A 16,213-nucleotide genomic window follows, 5' to 3' on the forward strand; every position below is an offset into this window, starting at 1 on the left:
ACTCAGGTCGTCACACCCCACTGGCCCCGACCCTGTGGTGGCCGCGGTGGGGCCTCCCCGCGTGGGGTGACCCACGGTAGGGTGCGTGGCCATGGGTGCGCGCATACGTGGTGGCGGCAAGGCGGGGCAACGGGTCTCCGGGTTTGTCGTCGCGCTGGGCATGGTGTTGTTCCTCGGCGGTTTCGTCTGGGGCGCGGTCGTCTACCGGCCGTACACCGTGCCGACCCCCTCGATGACGCCGACGATCGACGTCGGTGACCGGGTGCTGGCCCACCGGGTCGACGGCAGCGAGGTGCGCCGCGGTGACGTCGTCGTGTTCACCGACAAGACATGGGTGTCGAACGCCCCCGTGGTCAAGCGGGTCGTCGCGGTCGGCGGGGACACCGTCGCCTGCTGCACCGGCGGCAAGCTGACCGTCAACGGCAAGCAGATCGACGAGCCGTATCTGGCCGAGGGTGCCCCGGCCGAGATCATGAACTTCCCGAAGGTGACGGTCCCCAAGGGCCGGCTGTTCCTGCTCGGCGACGAGCGCCAGGGCTCGCTGGACTCCACCGCCCACCTCACCGACGCCGCCCGCGGCACGGTCGACGAGAGCGCCGTGACCGCGCGGGTCGACGCCGTCGTATGGCCCATGAAGGGCATGCTGGCCCGGCCCACCGGGTTCGAGGCGCTCGGTGCGCTGTCCGAGCCGGGGCCGCTGCGCTCCGTCGTCACCGTGATCGTCGCCGGTGCCGTGCTGGTGCTCGCGGGCGGGGCCTACGGGCCGATCGCCAAGCGTGCGACGCGCCGCGCCCACACCGCCGCGCGGACGGAGCCCGCCGGTGTCCGTTGAGGGGGGTCTGCGCAAGGTGGCGCGGGTGGTGCTGCTCGATCCCGACGACCGTGTGCTGCTGCTGCACGGCCATGAGCCGGACGATCCGGCCGACGACTGGTGGTTCACTCCCGGTGGCGGCCTGGAGGGCGACGAGACCCGTGAGGAGGCCGCACTGCGGGAACTCGCCGAGGAGACGGGCATCACCGAGGTCGACCTGGGCCCGGTGCTGTGGCGGCGGACGTGCTCGTTCCCGTTCGCGGGCCGCCGCTGGGACCAGGACGAGTGGTACTTCCTGGCCCGTACGGCGATGACGACGGCGACCCGGGCGCCGGCGCTGACGGAGCTGGAACGGCGCAGCGTCGCGGGAGCGAGGTGGTGGTCCTGTGCGGAACTGACCGGGACGCATGAGACGGTGTATCCGACCAGACTCGCCGAGCTGTTGCGCACTCTGCTCGACGAAGGTCCTCCGGGCCGGCCCGTGACCCTGGACACGGAAATCGTCTAGGGGCGCGCGGGACTGGCGCACAATGGTGGGACCGCACGGCTGAAGGGGAACATGCCATGAGCGCCGAGGACCTCGAGAAGTACGAGACCGAGATGGAGCTCAAGCTCTACCGGGAGTACCGCGATGTCGTCGGTCTGTTCAAATATGTGATCGAGACCGAGCGGCGCTTCTATCTGACCAATGACTACGAGATGCAGGTGCACTCGGTCCAGGGTGAGGTGTTCTTCGAGGTCACGATGGCGGATGCCTGGGTCTGGGACATGTACCGGCCGGCCCGCTTCGTGAAGCAGGTCCGTGTGCTCACGTTCAAGGACGTGAACATCGAGGAGCTGAACAAGAGCGACCTGGAGCTGCCCGGCGGCTGATGCCGCGGGTCCGTGTCACCCGTGTGGGTGGCTGAGTTTTCCACAATCGGTCAGCCGTCCACCAAGATCCACTTCTGGGTGGCGGGTGCGTGATCGTTGGCGCCGGAGGTGGTGCCGACATGAACGCACGCAGTGCCCTCGGCAAGTACGGAGAGTCCCTGGCCGCGCGGCGGCTGACCGAGACCGGCCTTACGCTCCTGGAGCGCAACTGGCGGGCCGGACGGTCCGGAGAGATCGACATCGTGGCGCGGGACGGCGACGTCCTGGTGGTCTGCGAGGTCAAGACCCGCAGGGACGGCTCGTTCGAGCATCCGATGGCCGCCGTGACCCCGGAGAAGGCCGAGCGGCTGCGCACGCTGGCCGAGCGGTGGATCCAGGCCCACGGCGGGGCGCCACCGGGCGGCGTCCGCATCGACGTCGTCGGGGTGGTCCTGCCGCGGCGGGGCGCGCCGGTCGTCGAGCATGTGCGGGGGGTGGCCTGACATGGGCTTCGCGCGTACGTGTTCCGTGGCCCTGGTCGGTGTCGAGGGCGTCGTCGTGGAGGTCCAGGCCGACCTCGAACCGGGCGTCGCCGCGTTCACCCTGGTCGGCCTCCCGGACAAGAGCCTGACCGAGAGCCGCGACCGGGTGCGGGCGGCGGTGGTCAACAGCGGGGCCGAGTGGCCGCAGAAGAAGCTGACCGTCGGCCTCTCGCCCGCCTCGGTGCCCAAGGCCGGCAGCGGATTCGACCTGGCCGTCGCCTGCGCCGTCCTCGGCGCCGCCGAGCGGATCGACCCCCGGGTGCTCTCCGACATCGTGATGATCGGCGAGCTCGGGCTGGACGGGCGGGTACGGCCGGTGCGCGGCATCCTGCCGGCCGTCCTCGCCGCCGCCGACGCGGGGTACGAACAGGTGGTCGTCCCCGAGTGTGCCGCTGCCGAGGCGTCCCTGGTGCCCGGGGTGTCGGTGCTCGGCGTGCGCAGCCTGCGCCAGCTGATCGCCGTCCTCACCGACGAACCCGTCCCGGAGGAGGAGCCCGACGAACTGGGCCGCCCCGACCCGCTGCTGGCCGGGCTGCGCATGCCCGGCACCGGCGCGGCCACCGGCATGCACAGCATGGGAGCAGCCCAGCAGGACGCCGGCCACGACCTCGCCGACGTCGTCGGCCAGATCTCCGCGCGGACGGCCGTGGAGGTGGCCGCGGCCGGCGGGCACCATCTCTTCCTCGAGGGGCCGCCCGGCGCGGGCAAGACCATGCTCGCCGAGCGGCTGCCCGCCGTCCTGCCCCACCTGACCCGGCAGGAGTCGCTGGAGGTCACGGCCGTCCACTCGGTGGCCGGGCTGCTGCCGCCCGGAAAACCGCTGATCGACGTCGCGCCCTACTGCGCCCCGCACCACTCGGCCACCATGCAGTCGCTCGTCGGCGGTGGTGCGCACATCGCCCGGCCCGGCGCGGTGTCGCTGGCCCACCGGGGCGTGCTGTTCCTCGACGAGACACCCGAGTTCAGCAGCCATGCCCTCGACGCGCTGCGGCAGCCGCTGGAGTCCGGGCACGTGGTGATCGCGCGCAGCGCGGGCGTGGTGCGCTTCCCGGCGAGGTTCCAGATGGTGCTCGCTGCCAACCCGTGCCCCTGCGGGCGCTTCTCGCTCCGGGACAGCCTGTGCGACTGCCCGCCCTCGGTGATCCGCCGCTACCAGGCGAGGATCTCCGGTCCGCTGCTCGACCGGGTCGACCTGCGGGTGGAGGTGGACCCGGTGGGCCGGGCCGAACTCGCACAGCGCGGACCCGGCGGCGAGTCGACGGCCACGGTCGCCGCACGGGTCCGGGCGGCCCGGGAGCGGGCGGCGGCCCGGCTGGCCGGCACCCCCTGGCGGACCAACAGCGAGGTCCCCGGCCGGGAGCTGCGCACCCGCTGGCACGCCGCGCCGGGCGCCATGGACGACGCCGAACGCAACCTGGAGCGCGGGGTGCTCACGGCCCGCGGCCTGGACCGCGTCCTGCGGGTCGCCTGGACCGTCGCCGACCTCGTCGGCCACGACCGGCCCGACGCGACCGACGTCGCGCTGGCGCTGCAGTTGCGCACCGGCGTCCCGCGCGGGGTCCCGATGGCCATCGGAGCGCTCGCATGACCGGCGGCTGCGCACCGGCCGAGGACCTGCTCGGCCGGGTCTTCCTCACCCGGGTGGTCGAGCCGGGGGACGAGACCGGCGGGCGGTGGGTGCGGGAGTTCGGGGTGGCGGAGGTCGTGCGGCGGCTGCGGGCCGGGGGACCCGCCCTGCCCGGGGTGAGCCCGCAGCGGTGGGCCGGGCTGCTGGCCCGGGCCGGGCGGGCCGAGCCGGAGGCGGACCTCGCCGCCGCACAGGCCGCCGGTGTGCGCTTCGTGGCCCCCGGCAGCTCCGAGTGGCCCGGGCAGCTCGACGACCTCGGCGACGCCCGCCCGGTCGGGCTGTGGGTGCGCGGCCGGCCCAGTCTGCGCATGTGGGCGCTGAAGTCCGTCGCGGTCGTCGGCGCCCGCGCCTGCACCGAGTACGGCGCCCATATGGCGGCCACCCTCGCCGCGGGCCTCGCCGAGCGAGGGTGGGTCGTCGTCTCCGGCGGCGCCTACGGCATCGACGGCGCCGCCCACCGCGGGGCGCTCGGCGCGGGCGGCGCCACCGTCGCCGTCCTGGCCTGCGGGGTCGACCGGCCCTACCCGCGCGGACACACCGAGCTGATCCGCCGGATCGCCGAGCAAGGACTGGTGGTCGGTGAGCTGCCGCCCGGCGACCACCCGACGCCGAGTCGGTTCGTCCTGCGCAACCGGGTCATCGCCGCCCTGACCCGGGGCAGCGTGGTCGTCGAGGCGGCCCACCGCAGCGGCTCCCTGGTCACCGCGCGGGCCGCGCAGCGTCTTGGCCGTCACACGATAGGAGTACCCGGACCCGCCACCAGCGGACTGTCGGCAGGAGTGCACGAACTGCTGCGCGGCGGCGCCACCTTGGTGACCGACGCGGCGGAGGTCGTCGAACTGGTCGGCGACATCGGGGAGCTGGCCCCGGAGCGCCGCGGCCCGGTGCTGCCGCGGGATCTGCTGGGTGCCGGTGCCCGGCGGGTGCTGGCGGCACTGCCCGGCCGGGGCGCCGCCACGCCGTCCGACATCGCGCGCCACGCCCAGACTTCAAAGGACGACGCGATCGCGAGACTGTACGAACTCGAGGCCCTCGGTTACGTCGAACGACATGGCGACGACTGGAAGTTGACACGCCAGGCCGTGGTGTCCGCCCGAGGCGCTCGCTGACCCGGCCGCCGGGAGCCGTTCGGCCGTCCGGGGGAAGGGCGAAGCCCGGGCAATCCACGGCGAGTTGGCGCCCCGGGGGGAGGACGCGCGATGACGGCAGCCCTCCGCCGGGGCGTTCGGCGGAACGTATCTGCGGATCCTCCGGGACCCCTTCTTCGCACACCGCGATCCTTCAGTCACGCTACGCTCACGAGGATCGGCGACGACATCCCCACTTTCACGCGTACGGCACAGCAGAACGGCACAAGGCGACGAATGCCCCAGCACACTTCCGGGTCCGACCGGGCGGCGATCCCCTCAGCCGCCCGTGACGGTGGCAGCGTGCGGCCGCCCGCTCCCTCGACGCTCGACGAGCTCTGGCGGTCGTACAAGGCGACGGGAGACGAACGGCTGCGGGAACAGCTGATCCTGCACTACTCGCCGCTGGTCAAGTACGTGGCCGGCCGGGTGAGCGTGGGCCTGCCGCCCAATGTGGAGCAGGCCGACTTCGTCTCCTCCGGGGTGTTCGGCCTGATCGACGCGATCGAGAAGTTCGACATCGACCGCGAGATCAAGTTCGAGACGTACGCGATCACCCGGATCCGCGGCGCCATGATCGACGAGCTGCGGGCGCTGGACTGGATCCCGCGCTCGGTGCGACAGAAGGCACGCAACGTCGAGCGGGCCTACGCCACGCTCGAGGCCCGCCTGCGGCGCACCCCGAGCGAGCAGGAGGTCGCCGCCGAGCTGGGCATCGCGGTGGAGGACCTGCACGCGGTGTTCAGCCAGCTGTCGCTGGCCAACGTCGTGGCGCTGGAGGAGCTGCTGCACGTCGGCGGGGAGAGCGGCGACCGGCTGAGCCTGATGGACACGCTGGAGGACACCGCCGCCGACAACCCGGTGGAGGTCGCCGAGGATCGCGAGCTGCGACGCTTCCTCGCCCGGGCGATCAACACGCTGCCCGAGCGGGAGAAGACCGTCGTCACGCTGTACTACTACGAGGGCCTCACGCTCGCGGAGATCGGCAACGTGCTCGGGGTGACCGAGAGCCGGGTCAGTCAGATCCACACCAAGTCGGTGCTCCAGCTGCGCGCGAAACTGGCCGGTTTCGGCCGCTGAGGCGCCGCCGAGCGGCCCGAGCCGGTGCGTGACTCCCGTGACGGGTGGCGCGTCCGTAGAGTGGTTGACGTGCCAAGGATTCGAGCGGCCTCCGTGGCCGAGCACCGGTCGATGCAGCGTGCCGCCCTGCTGGACGCGGCGCGTTCCCTGCTGTCCGAGGGCGGCACCGAAGCGCTGACGTTCCCGGCCCTGGCCGAGCGGACGGGGCTCGCGCGGTCGTCCGTGTACGAGTACTTCCGGTCGCGGGCGGCCGTGGTCGAGGAGCTGTGCGCGGTCGATTTCCCCGTGTGGGCCGCCGAGGTGGAGGCGGCGATGGCCGCGGCGACCGGGCCGGAGGCCAAGGTCGAGGCGTATGTGCGCACCCAGCTGGAGCTGGTCGGGGACCGGCGGCACCGGGCCGTGGTCGCCATCTCCGCGAGCGAGCTGGACGCGGGGGCCCGGGAGAAGATCCGCGCCGCCCACGGAGGGCTCGTCGCGCTGATCGTCGAGGCCCTGGAGGAGCTGGGGCACGGGGAACCCCGGCTCGCGGCGATGCTCGTGCAGGGAGTCGTGGACGCCGCGGTGCGGCGCCTGGAGCTCGGGGCGGCGGAGAACCCCGCGGTGATCGCGGAGGCGGCCGTGGCGATGGTCCTGCGGGGCGTACGGGGCTGAGCGCGCGGCTGGGACGGCACCGATGCCGGGCGTGCGGGGCCGAGCCCGCGCCGGTGACGGCGGCGAGTTCCACGGCGCCGGCGGCAGGGGCGTGATGCTGCGGAGCGTACGGCGCTGAGCGCGCGGCCGGGACGGCACCGATGCCGGCGTGCGGGGCCGAGCCCGCGCCGGTGACGGCCGCGGTGCTCCCGGCAGCGGCGTGATGCCGCCGGTGTGCCGGACCGATCCGCGGCTACGGCGGCAGCGGTACCCCCAGCACCGGGAGCAGCCTCGACGGCCCCCCGTTGCGCAGGCGGGGCGGGAGCAGCAGGAGCGGGTCCAGGTAGGTCCCGGCTCTTCGCAGGCCCCAGTGCACGCACGGCAGCGTGCAGTGGCTGCCCGCCGGCTCCACGGTGCCGATCACCGCGCCCGCCGTCAGCTCGTCGCCCTCACGCACCGACGCCCGTACCGGCTCGTACGTCGTCCGCAGGGCCGGCGAGCCCGTCTCCCGCAGCTCCACCGACACCACCCCCCTCCCCGCCACGCGCCCCGCGAAGGACACCCGGCCCGCCGCCACCGTCCGCACGGCAGCGCCCGGCGGGGCGGCCAGGTCGACTCCGCGGTGACCCGGGCCGTACGGGGACGCGGGAGGCGACCAGCCGCGGAGGATGCGCGGGCGCACCCCGACCGGCCAGGTCGTCCCCACCGCCGGCACCCCCGCCCCCGGGTCCGAAGGCCCCGGCGACGGCCCCTGCGCCCACGCCAGCGGCGCCAGGGCCATCACCACCAGCCCCAGCAGCACCGCCCACATCACCCCTGCGTATCGCTGTGTCCGCATGCCTCAGACGGTCCCGCACCCCGTGCGTGCCGCGCCGGGATCTGTGGACGACCACCAGGTTGTGGACAGCGGCGTCACCCGGCGCCCCGCCGGTCCCGTACACTTCTTCTGGCGATCCGGGTCACCGGGTCGACTTCGCACGCCCCGCTACGGCCACCGGAAACGGTCCGTATCAGCGCCCCTCGGTCCTTCGTGGCACGGCGCACCGCGGGCGTCAGGCGCGACCGCCGTCCGGCGGACGCGGCACAACCGAGAACTCAAGGAGATACGGCCATGGCCGTCGTCACGATGCGGGAGCTGCTGGAGAGCGGCGTCCACTTCGGTCACCAGACCCGTCGCTGGAACCCGAAGATGAAGCGCTTCATCTTCACCGAGCGCAACGGCATCTACATCATCGACCTGCTCCAGTCGCTGTCGTACATCGACCGCGCCTACGAGTTCGTCAAGGAGACCGTCGCCCACGGCGGCACGGTCATGTTCGTCGGTACGAAGAAGCAGGCGCAGGAGGCCATCGCGGAGCAGGCCACCCGCGTCGGCATGCCCTTCGTCAACCAGCGCTGGCTGGGCGGCATGCTCACCAACTTCTCGACCGTCTACAAGCGTCTGCAGCGCCTCAAGGAGCTCGAGCAGATCGACTTCGAGGACGTCGCGGCCTCCGGTCTGACCAAGAAGGAGCTCCTGGTCCTCTCGCGTGAGAAGGCCAAGCTGGAGAAGACCCTCGGCGGTATCCGCGAGATGTCCAAGGTTCCCAGCGCCGTCTGGATCGTGGACACCAAGAAGGAGCACATCGCCGTCGGTGAGGCCCGGAAGCTGAACATCCCGGTCGTCGCGATCCTCGACACCAACTGCGACCCCGACGAGGTCGACTACAAGATCCCGGGCAACGACGACGCGATCCGTTCCGTCACCCTGCTCACCCGCGTGATCGCCGACGCCGTCGCCGAGGGCCTCATCGCCCGCTCCGGCGTCGCCACCGGCGACAAGGGCGAGAAGGCCGCGGGCGAGCCGCTGGCCGAGTGGGAGCGCGACCTGCTCGAGGGTGAGAAGAAGGCCGACGAGGCTGCTCCGGCCGCCGAGGCTCCGGCCGCTGAGGCCGCCCCGGCCGCCGAGGCCCCCGCCGCCGAGGCCGCTCCGGCCGCCGAGGACGAGAAGGCCGCCGAGGGCGAGCAGGCCTGACCCGTCAGCGTCAGCGTTGACGGCGGGAGCGGCACTCCCTCACACCGCGTCTCACGACGCGGTGTGAAGTCCGCTCCCGCCGTTCACCCGTAGGTCAGCGGCAGGACAGGGGCCTTTGGCCACATGGAGTCCGCACCCGCAGATCTTCGATCCTCCAGACTTCGAGAAAGATTCACAGACTCATGGCGAACTACACCGCCGCCGACGTCAAGAAGCTCCGCGAGCTCACGGGCGCCGGCATGATGGACTGCAAGAAGGCGCTGGACGAGGCCGAGGGCAACGTCGAGAAGGCCGTCGAGGCGCTGCGCATCAAGGGCCAGAAGGGCGTCGCCAAGCGCGAGGGCCGCTCCGCCGAGAACGGCGCCGTGGTCTCCGTCATCGCCGACGACAACTCCTCCGGTGTCCTGGTCGAGCTGAAGTGCGAGACGGACTTCGTCGCCAAGGGTGACAAGTTCCAGGCCGTCGCCAACGCGATCGCCGAGCACGTCGCCAAGTCGAACCCGGCCGACATCGAGGCCCTGCTCGCCTCCGAGATCGAGCCCGGCAAGACCGTCCAGGCGTTCGTGGACGAGGCCAACGCCAACCTCGGCGAGAAGATCGTCCTGGACCGCTTCGCGCAGTTCACCGACGGCTTCGTGCTCGCCTACATGCACCGCACGATGCCCGACCTGCCCCCGCAGATCGGTGTCCTCGTCGAGCTGGACAAGCCGAACGCCGAGGTCGCCAAGGGCGTCGCGCAGCACATCGCCGCCTTCGCGCCGAAGTACCTCGCCAAGGACGACGTCCCGGCCGAGGTCGTCGAGTCCGAGCGCCGCATCGCCGAGGAGACCACCCGCGCCGAGGGCAAGCCCGAGGCCGCGATCGCCAAGATCGTCGAGGGTCGCCTCAACGGCTTCTTCAAGGACGCCACGCTCCTCGGCCAGCCGTACGCGCTGGACAACAAGAAGAGCGTCGAGAAGGTTCTGCAGGAGGCCGGTGTCACCCTGAAGCGCTTCTCGCGCATCAAGGTCGGCATCTGAGTCCGTACGGCGATCGACGCTCGACCCCGATAGGGTCGACATCAGTCGTCCCTGCCGTCCGCGCACGGCGTCACACGCGCGCGTGACGGACGGCAGCAGATCTGACGAGGAGGCCATTGCCGCATGGGATGTGAACCACGCCCCGCCGGCAATGGCCTTCTTCGCATGTGCACCACGTTGAAAGAGGCGGGATCCCCATGACCACCAAGCCCGACAAGAGCGATGACGGCAAAGTACACGGCCGGTTTCTGCTGAAGCTGTCCGGAGAGGCCTTCTCCGGCGGCGGTGGGCTGGGCGTCGACCCCGACGTGGTGCACGCGATCGCCCGTGAGATCGCCGCCGTCGTGCGTGACGGCGCGCAGGTCGCGGTCGTCATCGGCGGAGGCAACTTCTTCCGCGGGGCCGAGTTGCAGCAGCGCGGCATGGACCGCGCCCGCTCGGACTACATGGGCATGCTCGGCACCGTGATGAACTGCCTCGCCCTCCAGGACTTCCTGGAGAAGGAGGGCATCGTCTCCCGCGTCCAGACCGCCATCACCATGGGCCAGGTCGCGGAACCCTACATCCCGCTGCGCGCCGTGCGGCACCTGGAGAAGGGCCGTGTGGTGATCTTCGGCGCCGGTATGGGCATGCCGTACTTCTCCACCGACACCACCGCCGCCCAGCGCGCCCTGGAGATCGACGCCGAGGCGCTCCTCATGGGCAAGAACGGCGTGGACGGGGTCTACGACTCCGACCCGAAGGCCAACCCGGACGCCGTCAAGTTCGACTCGCTCGGCTACGGCGAGGTCATCACCCGCGACCTGAAGGTCGCCGATGCCACGGCCATCACGCTCTGCCGTGACAACAAGCTCCCGATCGTGGTCTTCGAGCTCCTGAAGGAGGGCAATATCGCCCGCGCCGTCAAGGGTGAGAAGATCGGCACGCTCGTGGGTGAACAGGGCAGCCGGGACTGACCGGAGATTCACCCCGACCCTGACCGGGGGATGGACAATGTCCTGCAGGTCGGGAACCGTGCAGGAAGAAGACGCGACGCAGCCGGCCGCCGACCACAGCCAGGAACCGCAGCCGGGCCTACTCAAGACACGCAGGAGCAAGTGGTGATCGAAGAGACCCTCCTCGAGGCCGAGGAGAAGATGGAGAAGGCCGTCGTGGTCGCCAAGGAGGACTTCGCCGCGATCCGCACCGGTCGTGCGCACCCGGCGATGTTCAACAAGATCGTGGCCGACTACTACGGCGCGCCGACGCCGATCAACCAGCTGGCCTCGTTCTCCGTGCCGGAGCCGCGCATGGCCGTCGTGACCCCGTTCGACAAGACCGCGCTGCGCAACATCGAGCAGGCGATCCGCGACTCCGACCTCGGCGTCAACCCGAGCAACGACGGCAACATCATCCGTGTGGTGTTCCCGGAGCTGACCGAGGAGCGCCGCCGCGAGTACATCAAGGTCGCCCGTGGCAAGGGCGAGGACGCCAAGGTCTCCATCCGCTCCGTGCGCCGCAAGGCCAAGGACGCCATCGACAAGCTGATCAAGGACGGCGAGGTCGGCGAGGACGAGGGCCGCCGTGCGGAGAAGGAACTCGACGACCTGACGTCGAAGTACGTCGCCCAGGTGGACGAGCTTCTCAAGCACAAGGAAGCGGAACTGCTCGAGGTCTGATGAACGACTCTTCCTGGGGGGCACCGCCCCACGCCGGGCAGGCCGGATACTGGGGCCCCGCCGACCAGGGGCCCGTCCCGGGCACCGGTCCGGCGGGTCCCGCGTACGATGCGCAGGAAGCGCAGCAGACTCGCCCCATGCCCATCGTGCCCGACGGACCCGCACTCGGCGGAGACCAGGATGACGATCGGGGGGCCGCTCGGCTGAGCGGCCCCTTGTTCCGCGACGACAACGCGCGCGGCGCAAGCGTCCGCGCCGAGAGCGCCCGGGACGACGACCTCCGCGACCACCGCGTCCGTACCGACACCTTCCGCGAGCAGAATCCGGAGCCCATGCCCGACGCCCCGCAGCCGGCGCCCGCCCCGCAGAAGAAGAGCGCGGGCCGCGACCTGAGCTCCGCCATAGGGGTCGGGGTCGGGCTCGGCGCGGTCATCATCGCCTCGCTGTTCATCGTCAAGGCCGTGTTCGTCGGCGTGATCGCCGTCGCCGTCGTCGTCGGCCTGTGGGAACTGACCAGCAGGCTGCAGGAGCGCAAGGAGATCCACGCGCCCCTGGTGCCGCTGGCGATCGGCGGCGCCGCGATGGTGGTCGCCGGGTATGTGCGCGGCGCCGAGGGCGCGTGGGTCGCCATGGCGCTCACGGCGCTCGCGGTGCTGGTCTGGCGGATGACCGAGCCGCCGGAGGGCTACCTCAAGGACGTCACGGCCGGCGTGTTCGCGGCCTTCTACGTGCCGTTCCTGGCGACGTTCGTCGCGATGATGCTCACCGCCGACGACGGCCCCTGGCGTGTGCTGACCTTCCTGCTCCTGACGGTCGTCAGCGACACCGGGGCGTACGCCGTCGGCTGGCGCTTCGGCAAGCACAAGCTGGCGCCGAGGATCAGTCCCGGCAAGACCCGCGAGGGCCTGCTCGGCGCCGTTTCGTTCGCGATGGTCGCCGGTGCGCTGTGCCTGCAGTTCCTGATCGACGACGGCACCTGGTGGCAGGGGCTGCTGCTGGGTCTCGCGGTCGCGGCCAGCGCCACGCTGGGCGACCTCGGTGAGTCGATGATCAAGCGGGACCTGGGCATCAAGGACATGGGCACGCTGCTCCCCGGGCACGGGGGCATCATGGACCGCCTGGACTCGCTGCTGCCGACGGCCCCGGTGGTGTGGCTGCTGCTGGTGCTGTTCGTCGGCGCCGGCTGACCGGCCGCGCACGGCTGTGGAGCCCCGTCCTCCGGTCAGGGAGGGCGGGGCTTTTCCGTAAGGTGTCCCGCTCCTCTGGATGGCCGGTGGGCGGGTGCGGTGGGACGATTTCGGGTGTAAGCCCCGAACCGGCTCGCCCTGGAAAGGGGGCCACCATGTCCGGTTTCCACGATGAGATCGTTCTCGACTGCCGCCCCGACGAGGTGTGGATGTTCGTCACCGACCCGGCCCACCTGCCGGACTGGCAGGAGAGCGCGGTGTCCGCCGAGCAGCTCGACGACGGCCCGTTCGGAGTCGGCTCCCGGGTCCGCGTCACCCGGCACCTCGGCCGCCGCGACGTTCCCATGACGATGCAGTGCACCGAGTACGAGCCGGGGCGCTCGTGGACCGTGCACGGGATCGACGGGGCGGTACGCGGCACCTTCCGCGGCGAGGTCACCCCCGTCGACGAGGGCCGGCGCACCCGGCTGACCATGGACCTCGACTTCGAGGGCCACGGCCTCGGCAAGGTCCTCATCCCCCTCGTGGTCCGCCCCCAGGTCCGCAAGGAATTCCCCCGCAACGAGCAACTCCTGAAGCAACACCTGGAACACACGGCCGCGTAGCCCACGACGCCGACACCGCTGGAAGTCCTCCAGCTCTCACGTCACGGTGTGTGCGACCACCGCTTGATGACCTTCGCCGGAGCTTCCAGAGCCGGCCACACCTGGATACGGATCTGCTCCATGGTCTCGGGGCTGTCGTCGGAGTCGACGTCGGCCTGTGCCGCCCGAGCCAGGTTGCTCCGGGACACGCGGACGCGGTTCACGCCCGGCGGGACCTCGAAGGTGGCCGCGTCGGGCCCGTAATCCGTGCAGCCCAGAACCATCAGGCGACCCAGCGAAACCTGGAGGCCGGCCTCCACCACATGATCGAATTCCGGGCTGTCGTCGTTCGGCTCCTCGGAGAGGACGACGACAGTGACGGACACGTTGACATTGACCGCCGTGCCGATGCCCAGCGCATCCGGTGCCACCGCGAGTTGATCGGCAACGGCCTCATCGGTCCACGCGTCGCTGAGATCGCCGTCCGCATCCGCATCGGACACATGTATCTGGAAGTAGTCGGCGAAGAGGGTGAGCTCTGTCGTTGTCGTCACGGCAGCACAGTGCCATGCAGCACTGACATCGCCCGGCGTCGACGGCTGAGGACAGTCGTGGCAAGGCGCAGATCCGGGCCACCCAAGTCGATCTGCGACACTGGTAGCACCATGCCCAAGCCCGGAGAACTTACTTTTGTCGCGCCGCGCGGAGCGCAGACGCCGCCGCGGCATCTTGCCGATCTTTCGCCCGTCGAGCGCAAGGCGGTCGTGGCCGAGATCGGGGAGAAGCCGTTTCGCGCCAAGCAGCTGTCGCAGCACTACTTCGCGCGGTACGCGCACGAGCCGGAGCAGTGGACCGACATCCCCGCCGGTGCGCGGGACAAGCTGCGGGAGGCGCTGTTCCCCGAGCTGATGACGGTCGTACGGCATCTGTCGACCGACGAGGGGGCGACGCGCAAGACGCTGTGGCGGCTCTTCGACGGCACGCTCGTCGAGTCCGTGCTGATGCGGTATCCGGACCGGGTGACCATGTGCATCAGCTCGCAGGCGGGCTGCGGCATGAACTGCCCGTTCTGTGCGACAGGCCAGGCGGGGCTGGACCGCAATCTGTCCACCGCCGAGATCGTGCACCAGATCGTCGAGGGCATGCGGGCGCTCAGGGACGGGGAGATCCCCGGCGGGGCGTCCCGGCTGTCCAACATCGTCTTCATGGGCATGGGTGAGCCGCTCGCCAACTACAAGCGGGTGGTCGGGGCGATCCGCGCGCTCACGGACCCCGCGCCGGACGGGCTCGGGCTGTCGCAGCGCGGCATCACCGTGTCGACGGTCGGGCTCGTGCCCGCCATCCACCGGTTCGCCGACGAGGGCTTCAAGTGCCGGCTGGCGATCTCGCTGCACGCCCCCGACGACGAGCTGCGCGACACCCTCGTCCCCGTCAACACACGGTGGAAGGTGCGCGAGGTGCTGGACGCCGGGTTCGAGTACGTCGAGAAGAGCGGACGGCGGCTGTCCATCGAGTACGCCCTCATCCGGGACATCAACGATCAGGCGTGGCGGGGCGACCGGCTCGGGCGGCTGCTCAAGGGCAAGCCCGTGCACGTCAACCTCATCCCGCTCAACCCGACCCCGGGCTCGAAGTGGACCGCCTCGCGGCCCGAGGACGAGAAGGCGTTCGTCGAGGCCATCGCCGCCCATGGTGTACCGGTGACGATCCGGGACACCCGTGGGCAGGAGATCGACGGGGCATGTGGTCAGCTCGCCGCCACCGAGCGGTAATCTGACTTTCGTCAGTACATCTACATATTCCGACAGGGGAGCGCCACAGCGCTGAGAGTGCGGCGGACAGGGCCGCAGACCCTCCGAACCTCGCCCAGGTCATTCTGGGTAGGGAGATCGGTCATCACTCGAGCTGTTGCGCCCTGCCCGGGTCGTCGTCGGACGACCCGGGCAGGGCCGCGTCTCTTCCTGGTCCCTCCAGGAGGAATGTCAGTGAGCATCACCAAGAAGGCCACGGTCGTGGTCGTCGGCCTCGGTCTGGTCACGCTGTCCGCGTGCGGTTCGTCGGGCGGCGGCAGCGGGAAGTCGTCCGCCGAGTCCAAGACCGTCACGCTGGTCAGCCATGACTCGTGGGCCGTGTCGAAGAGCGTCCTCGCGGACTTCGAGAAGAGTTCCGGTTACAAGGTCAACGTCCTGACCGGCGGCGACGCCGGGCAGGCTGTCAACAAGGCCATCCTGACCAAGGACAACCCGCAGGGCGACGTCTTCTTCGGCGTCGACAACACCCTGCTCTCCCGCGCCCTGGACAACGGCCTCTTCCAGCCGTACCAGGCCAAGGGGCTCGGCTCCATCGGCGCCCAGTACCAGCTGGACCAGGCCAAGCACCGGGTCACGCCGGTCGACTTCGGCGATATCTGCGTCAACTACGACAAGAAGTACTTCGCCGACCACAAGCTGACCCCGCCGGCGTCCTTCGACGACCTGGTCAAGCCGGAGTACAAGAACCTGCTCGTCACCGAGAATGCCGCGACCTCCTCGCCCGGCCTCGGCTTCCTGCTCGGCTCCGCCGCCAAGTACGGGGACGACGGCTGGCAGGGCTACTGGAAGAAGCTCAAGGCCAACGGCGTCAAGGTGGTCGACGGCTGGGAGCAGGCCTACGACCAGGAGTTCTCCGGCTCCTCCGGCGGCAAGAAGGCCCACGGCGACCGGCCGCTGGTGGTCTCCTACGCCTCCTCCCCGCCCGCCGAGGTCGTCTTCGCCAAGCCGCAGCCCAAGACCGCGCCCACCGGCGTCGCGGCCGGTACCTGCTTCCGGCAGATCGAGTTCGCCGGGCTGCTCGACAACGCGAAGAACACCAAGGGCGGCAAGGCGTTCATCGACTTCCTGGTCTCCAAGGAGTTCCAGCAGGACATGCCGCTGAACATGTTCGTCTACCCCGTCCTCGACGGCGCCAAGGTGCCCGCCGAGTTCACCCAGTACGGCCCCGCGGCCAAGGACCCCGAGACCATGGCCCCCGGCAAGATCGCCGACCACCGCGACCAGTGGGTCAAGCAGTGGACCTCGCTCGTACTGAAGTAGCCCGTCGCACG

The 16,213-nt window shown here is 70.9% G+C and carries 18 protein-coding genes; 16 read left to right on the top strand and 2 right to left on the bottom strand.

The features are described from left to right. Positions 1-91: 91 nt before the first annotated feature. From lepB to ACZ64A_RS35465, 8 genes are all read left to right on the top strand, one after another. Positions 92-832, top strand: coding sequence for a signal peptidase I (gene lepB, locus ACZ64A_RS35430; RefSeq protein WP_469816045.1), 741 nt, complete (start codon positions 92-94; stop codon positions 830-832). Next, complete coding sequence (locus ACZ64A_RS35435; protein WP_469816046.1) at positions 822-1,319, top strand: NUDIX hydrolase; 498 nt, start codon at positions 822-824, stop codon at positions 1,317-1,319. The genes lepB and ACZ64A_RS35435 overlap by 11 nt, the downstream gene beginning before the upstream one ends. 56 nt (positions 1,320-1,375) lie before the next feature. Then, a complete protein-coding gene (locus ACZ64A_RS35440; RefSeq protein WP_014675276.1) occupies positions 1,376-1,684 on the top strand; it encodes a DUF2469 domain-containing protein in 309 nt (102 codons plus the stop codon). A 119-nt stretch (positions 1,685-1,803) separates the two neighbouring features. Beyond that, the gene (locus ACZ64A_RS35445; protein ID WP_469816047.1) at positions 1,804-2,166 is read left to right on the top strand and encodes a YraN family protein; all 363 of its coding nucleotides are present in this window, start codon (positions 1,804-1,806) and stop codon (positions 2,164-2,166) included. A 1-nt stretch (position 2,167) separates the two neighbouring features. Then, positions 2,168-3,793 (top strand): YifB family Mg chelatase-like AAA ATPase, encoded by a 1,626-nt coding sequence (locus ACZ64A_RS35450; RefSeq protein WP_469816048.1) that lies wholly within the window; start codon positions 2,168-2,170, stop codon positions 3,791-3,793. Continuing rightward, the gene (gene dprA / locus ACZ64A_RS35455; RefSeq protein WP_469816049.1) at positions 3,790-4,941 is read left to right on the top strand and encodes a DNA-processing protein DprA; all 1,152 of its coding nucleotides are present in this window, start codon (positions 3,790-3,792) and stop codon (positions 4,939-4,941) included. The genes ACZ64A_RS35450 and dprA overlap by 4 nt, the downstream gene beginning before the upstream one ends. A 255-nt stretch (positions 4,942-5,196) precedes the next feature. Beyond that, positions 5,197-6,039, top strand: a complete 843-nt coding sequence (whiG, locus tag ACZ64A_RS35460) for an RNA polymerase sigma factor WhiG (protein WP_469816050.1) — start codon at positions 5,197-5,199, stop codon at positions 6,037-6,039. A 93-nt stretch (positions 6,040-6,132) separates the two neighbouring features. Then, on the top strand, positions 6,133-6,690 hold the full coding sequence (locus tag ACZ64A_RS35465) for a TetR/AcrR family transcriptional regulator (RefSeq protein WP_469816119.1): 558 nt from the start codon (positions 6,133-6,135) through the stop codon (positions 6,688-6,690). Positions 6,691-6,922: 232 nt separating this feature from the next. On the opposite strand, the gene ACZ64A_RS35470 is transcribed toward ACZ64A_RS35465, so the two are convergent. After that, the gene (locus tag ACZ64A_RS35470; protein ID WP_469816051.1) at positions 6,923-7,507 is read right to left on the bottom strand and encodes a murein hydrolase activator EnvC family protein; all 585 of its coding nucleotides are present in this window, start codon (positions 7,505-7,507) and stop codon (positions 6,923-6,925) included. 273 nt (positions 7,508-7,780) lie between these two features. Here ACZ64A_RS35470 and rpsB point away from each other — a divergent pair, with 273 nt between their 5' ends. The 6 genes from rpsB (at position 7,781) to ACZ64A_RS35500 (ending at position 13,152) form a co-directional block, all read left to right on the top strand. Continuing rightward, a complete protein-coding gene (rpsB, locus tag ACZ64A_RS35475; RefSeq protein ID WP_469816052.1) occupies positions 7,781-8,683 on the top strand; it encodes a 30S ribosomal protein S2 in 903 nt (300 codons plus the stop codon). A gap of 182 nt (positions 8,684-8,865) precedes the next feature. Continuing rightward, on the top strand, positions 8,866-9,702 hold the full coding sequence (tsf, locus tag ACZ64A_RS35480) for a translation elongation factor Ts (RefSeq protein WP_469816053.1): 837 nt from the start codon (positions 8,866-8,868) through the stop codon (positions 9,700-9,702). A gap of 197 nt (positions 9,703-9,899) precedes the next feature. Continuing rightward, positions 9,900-10,658 carry a UMP kinase gene (pyrH, locus tag ACZ64A_RS35485; protein WP_469816054.1) on the top strand — a complete coding sequence of 253 codons (759 nt, stop codon included), beginning with the start codon at positions 9,900-9,902 and terminating at the stop codon, positions 10,656-10,658. 144 nt (positions 10,659-10,802) lie between these two features. Then, positions 10,803-11,360, top strand: coding sequence for a ribosome recycling factor (gene frr, locus ACZ64A_RS35490; RefSeq protein WP_361627554.1), 558 nt, complete (start codon positions 10,803-10,805; stop codon positions 11,358-11,360). Then, complete coding sequence (locus tag ACZ64A_RS35495; RefSeq protein ID WP_469816055.1) at positions 11,360-12,547, top strand: phosphatidate cytidylyltransferase; 1,188 nt, start codon at positions 11,360-11,362, stop codon at positions 12,545-12,547. The genes frr and ACZ64A_RS35495 overlap by 1 nt, the downstream gene beginning before the upstream one ends. Before the next feature lie 155 nt (positions 12,548-12,702). Further along, on the top strand, positions 12,703-13,152 hold the full coding sequence (locus tag ACZ64A_RS35500; RefSeq protein ID WP_469816056.1) for an SRPBCC family protein: 450 nt from the start codon (positions 12,703-12,705) through the stop codon (positions 13,150-13,152). A gap of 41 nt (positions 13,153-13,193) precedes the next feature. Here ACZ64A_RS35500 and ACZ64A_RS35505 read toward each other — a convergent pair whose 3' ends face one another. Continuing rightward, entirely contained in the window at positions 13,194-13,685 is a 492-nt protein-coding gene (locus ACZ64A_RS35505; RefSeq protein ID WP_469816057.1) for a hypothetical protein, read from the bottom strand. A 111-nt stretch (positions 13,686-13,796) separates the two neighbouring features. On the opposite strand from ACZ64A_RS35505, the gene rlmN reads away from it, so the two are divergent. Then, the gene (gene rlmN / locus ACZ64A_RS35510; protein WP_469816058.1) at positions 13,797-14,903 is read left to right on the top strand and encodes a dual-specificity RNA methyltransferase RlmN; all 1,107 of its coding nucleotides are present in this window, start codon (positions 13,797-13,799) and stop codon (positions 14,901-14,903) included. Between the two features lie 207 nt (positions 14,904-15,110). Then, entirely contained in the window at positions 15,111-16,202 is a 1,092-nt protein-coding gene (locus tag ACZ64A_RS35515; protein WP_469816059.1) for a thiamine ABC transporter substrate-binding protein, read from the top strand. Positions 16,203-16,213 lie beyond the last annotated feature (11 nt).

Source organism: Streptomyces sp. NPDC104814, assembly GCF_055583185.1.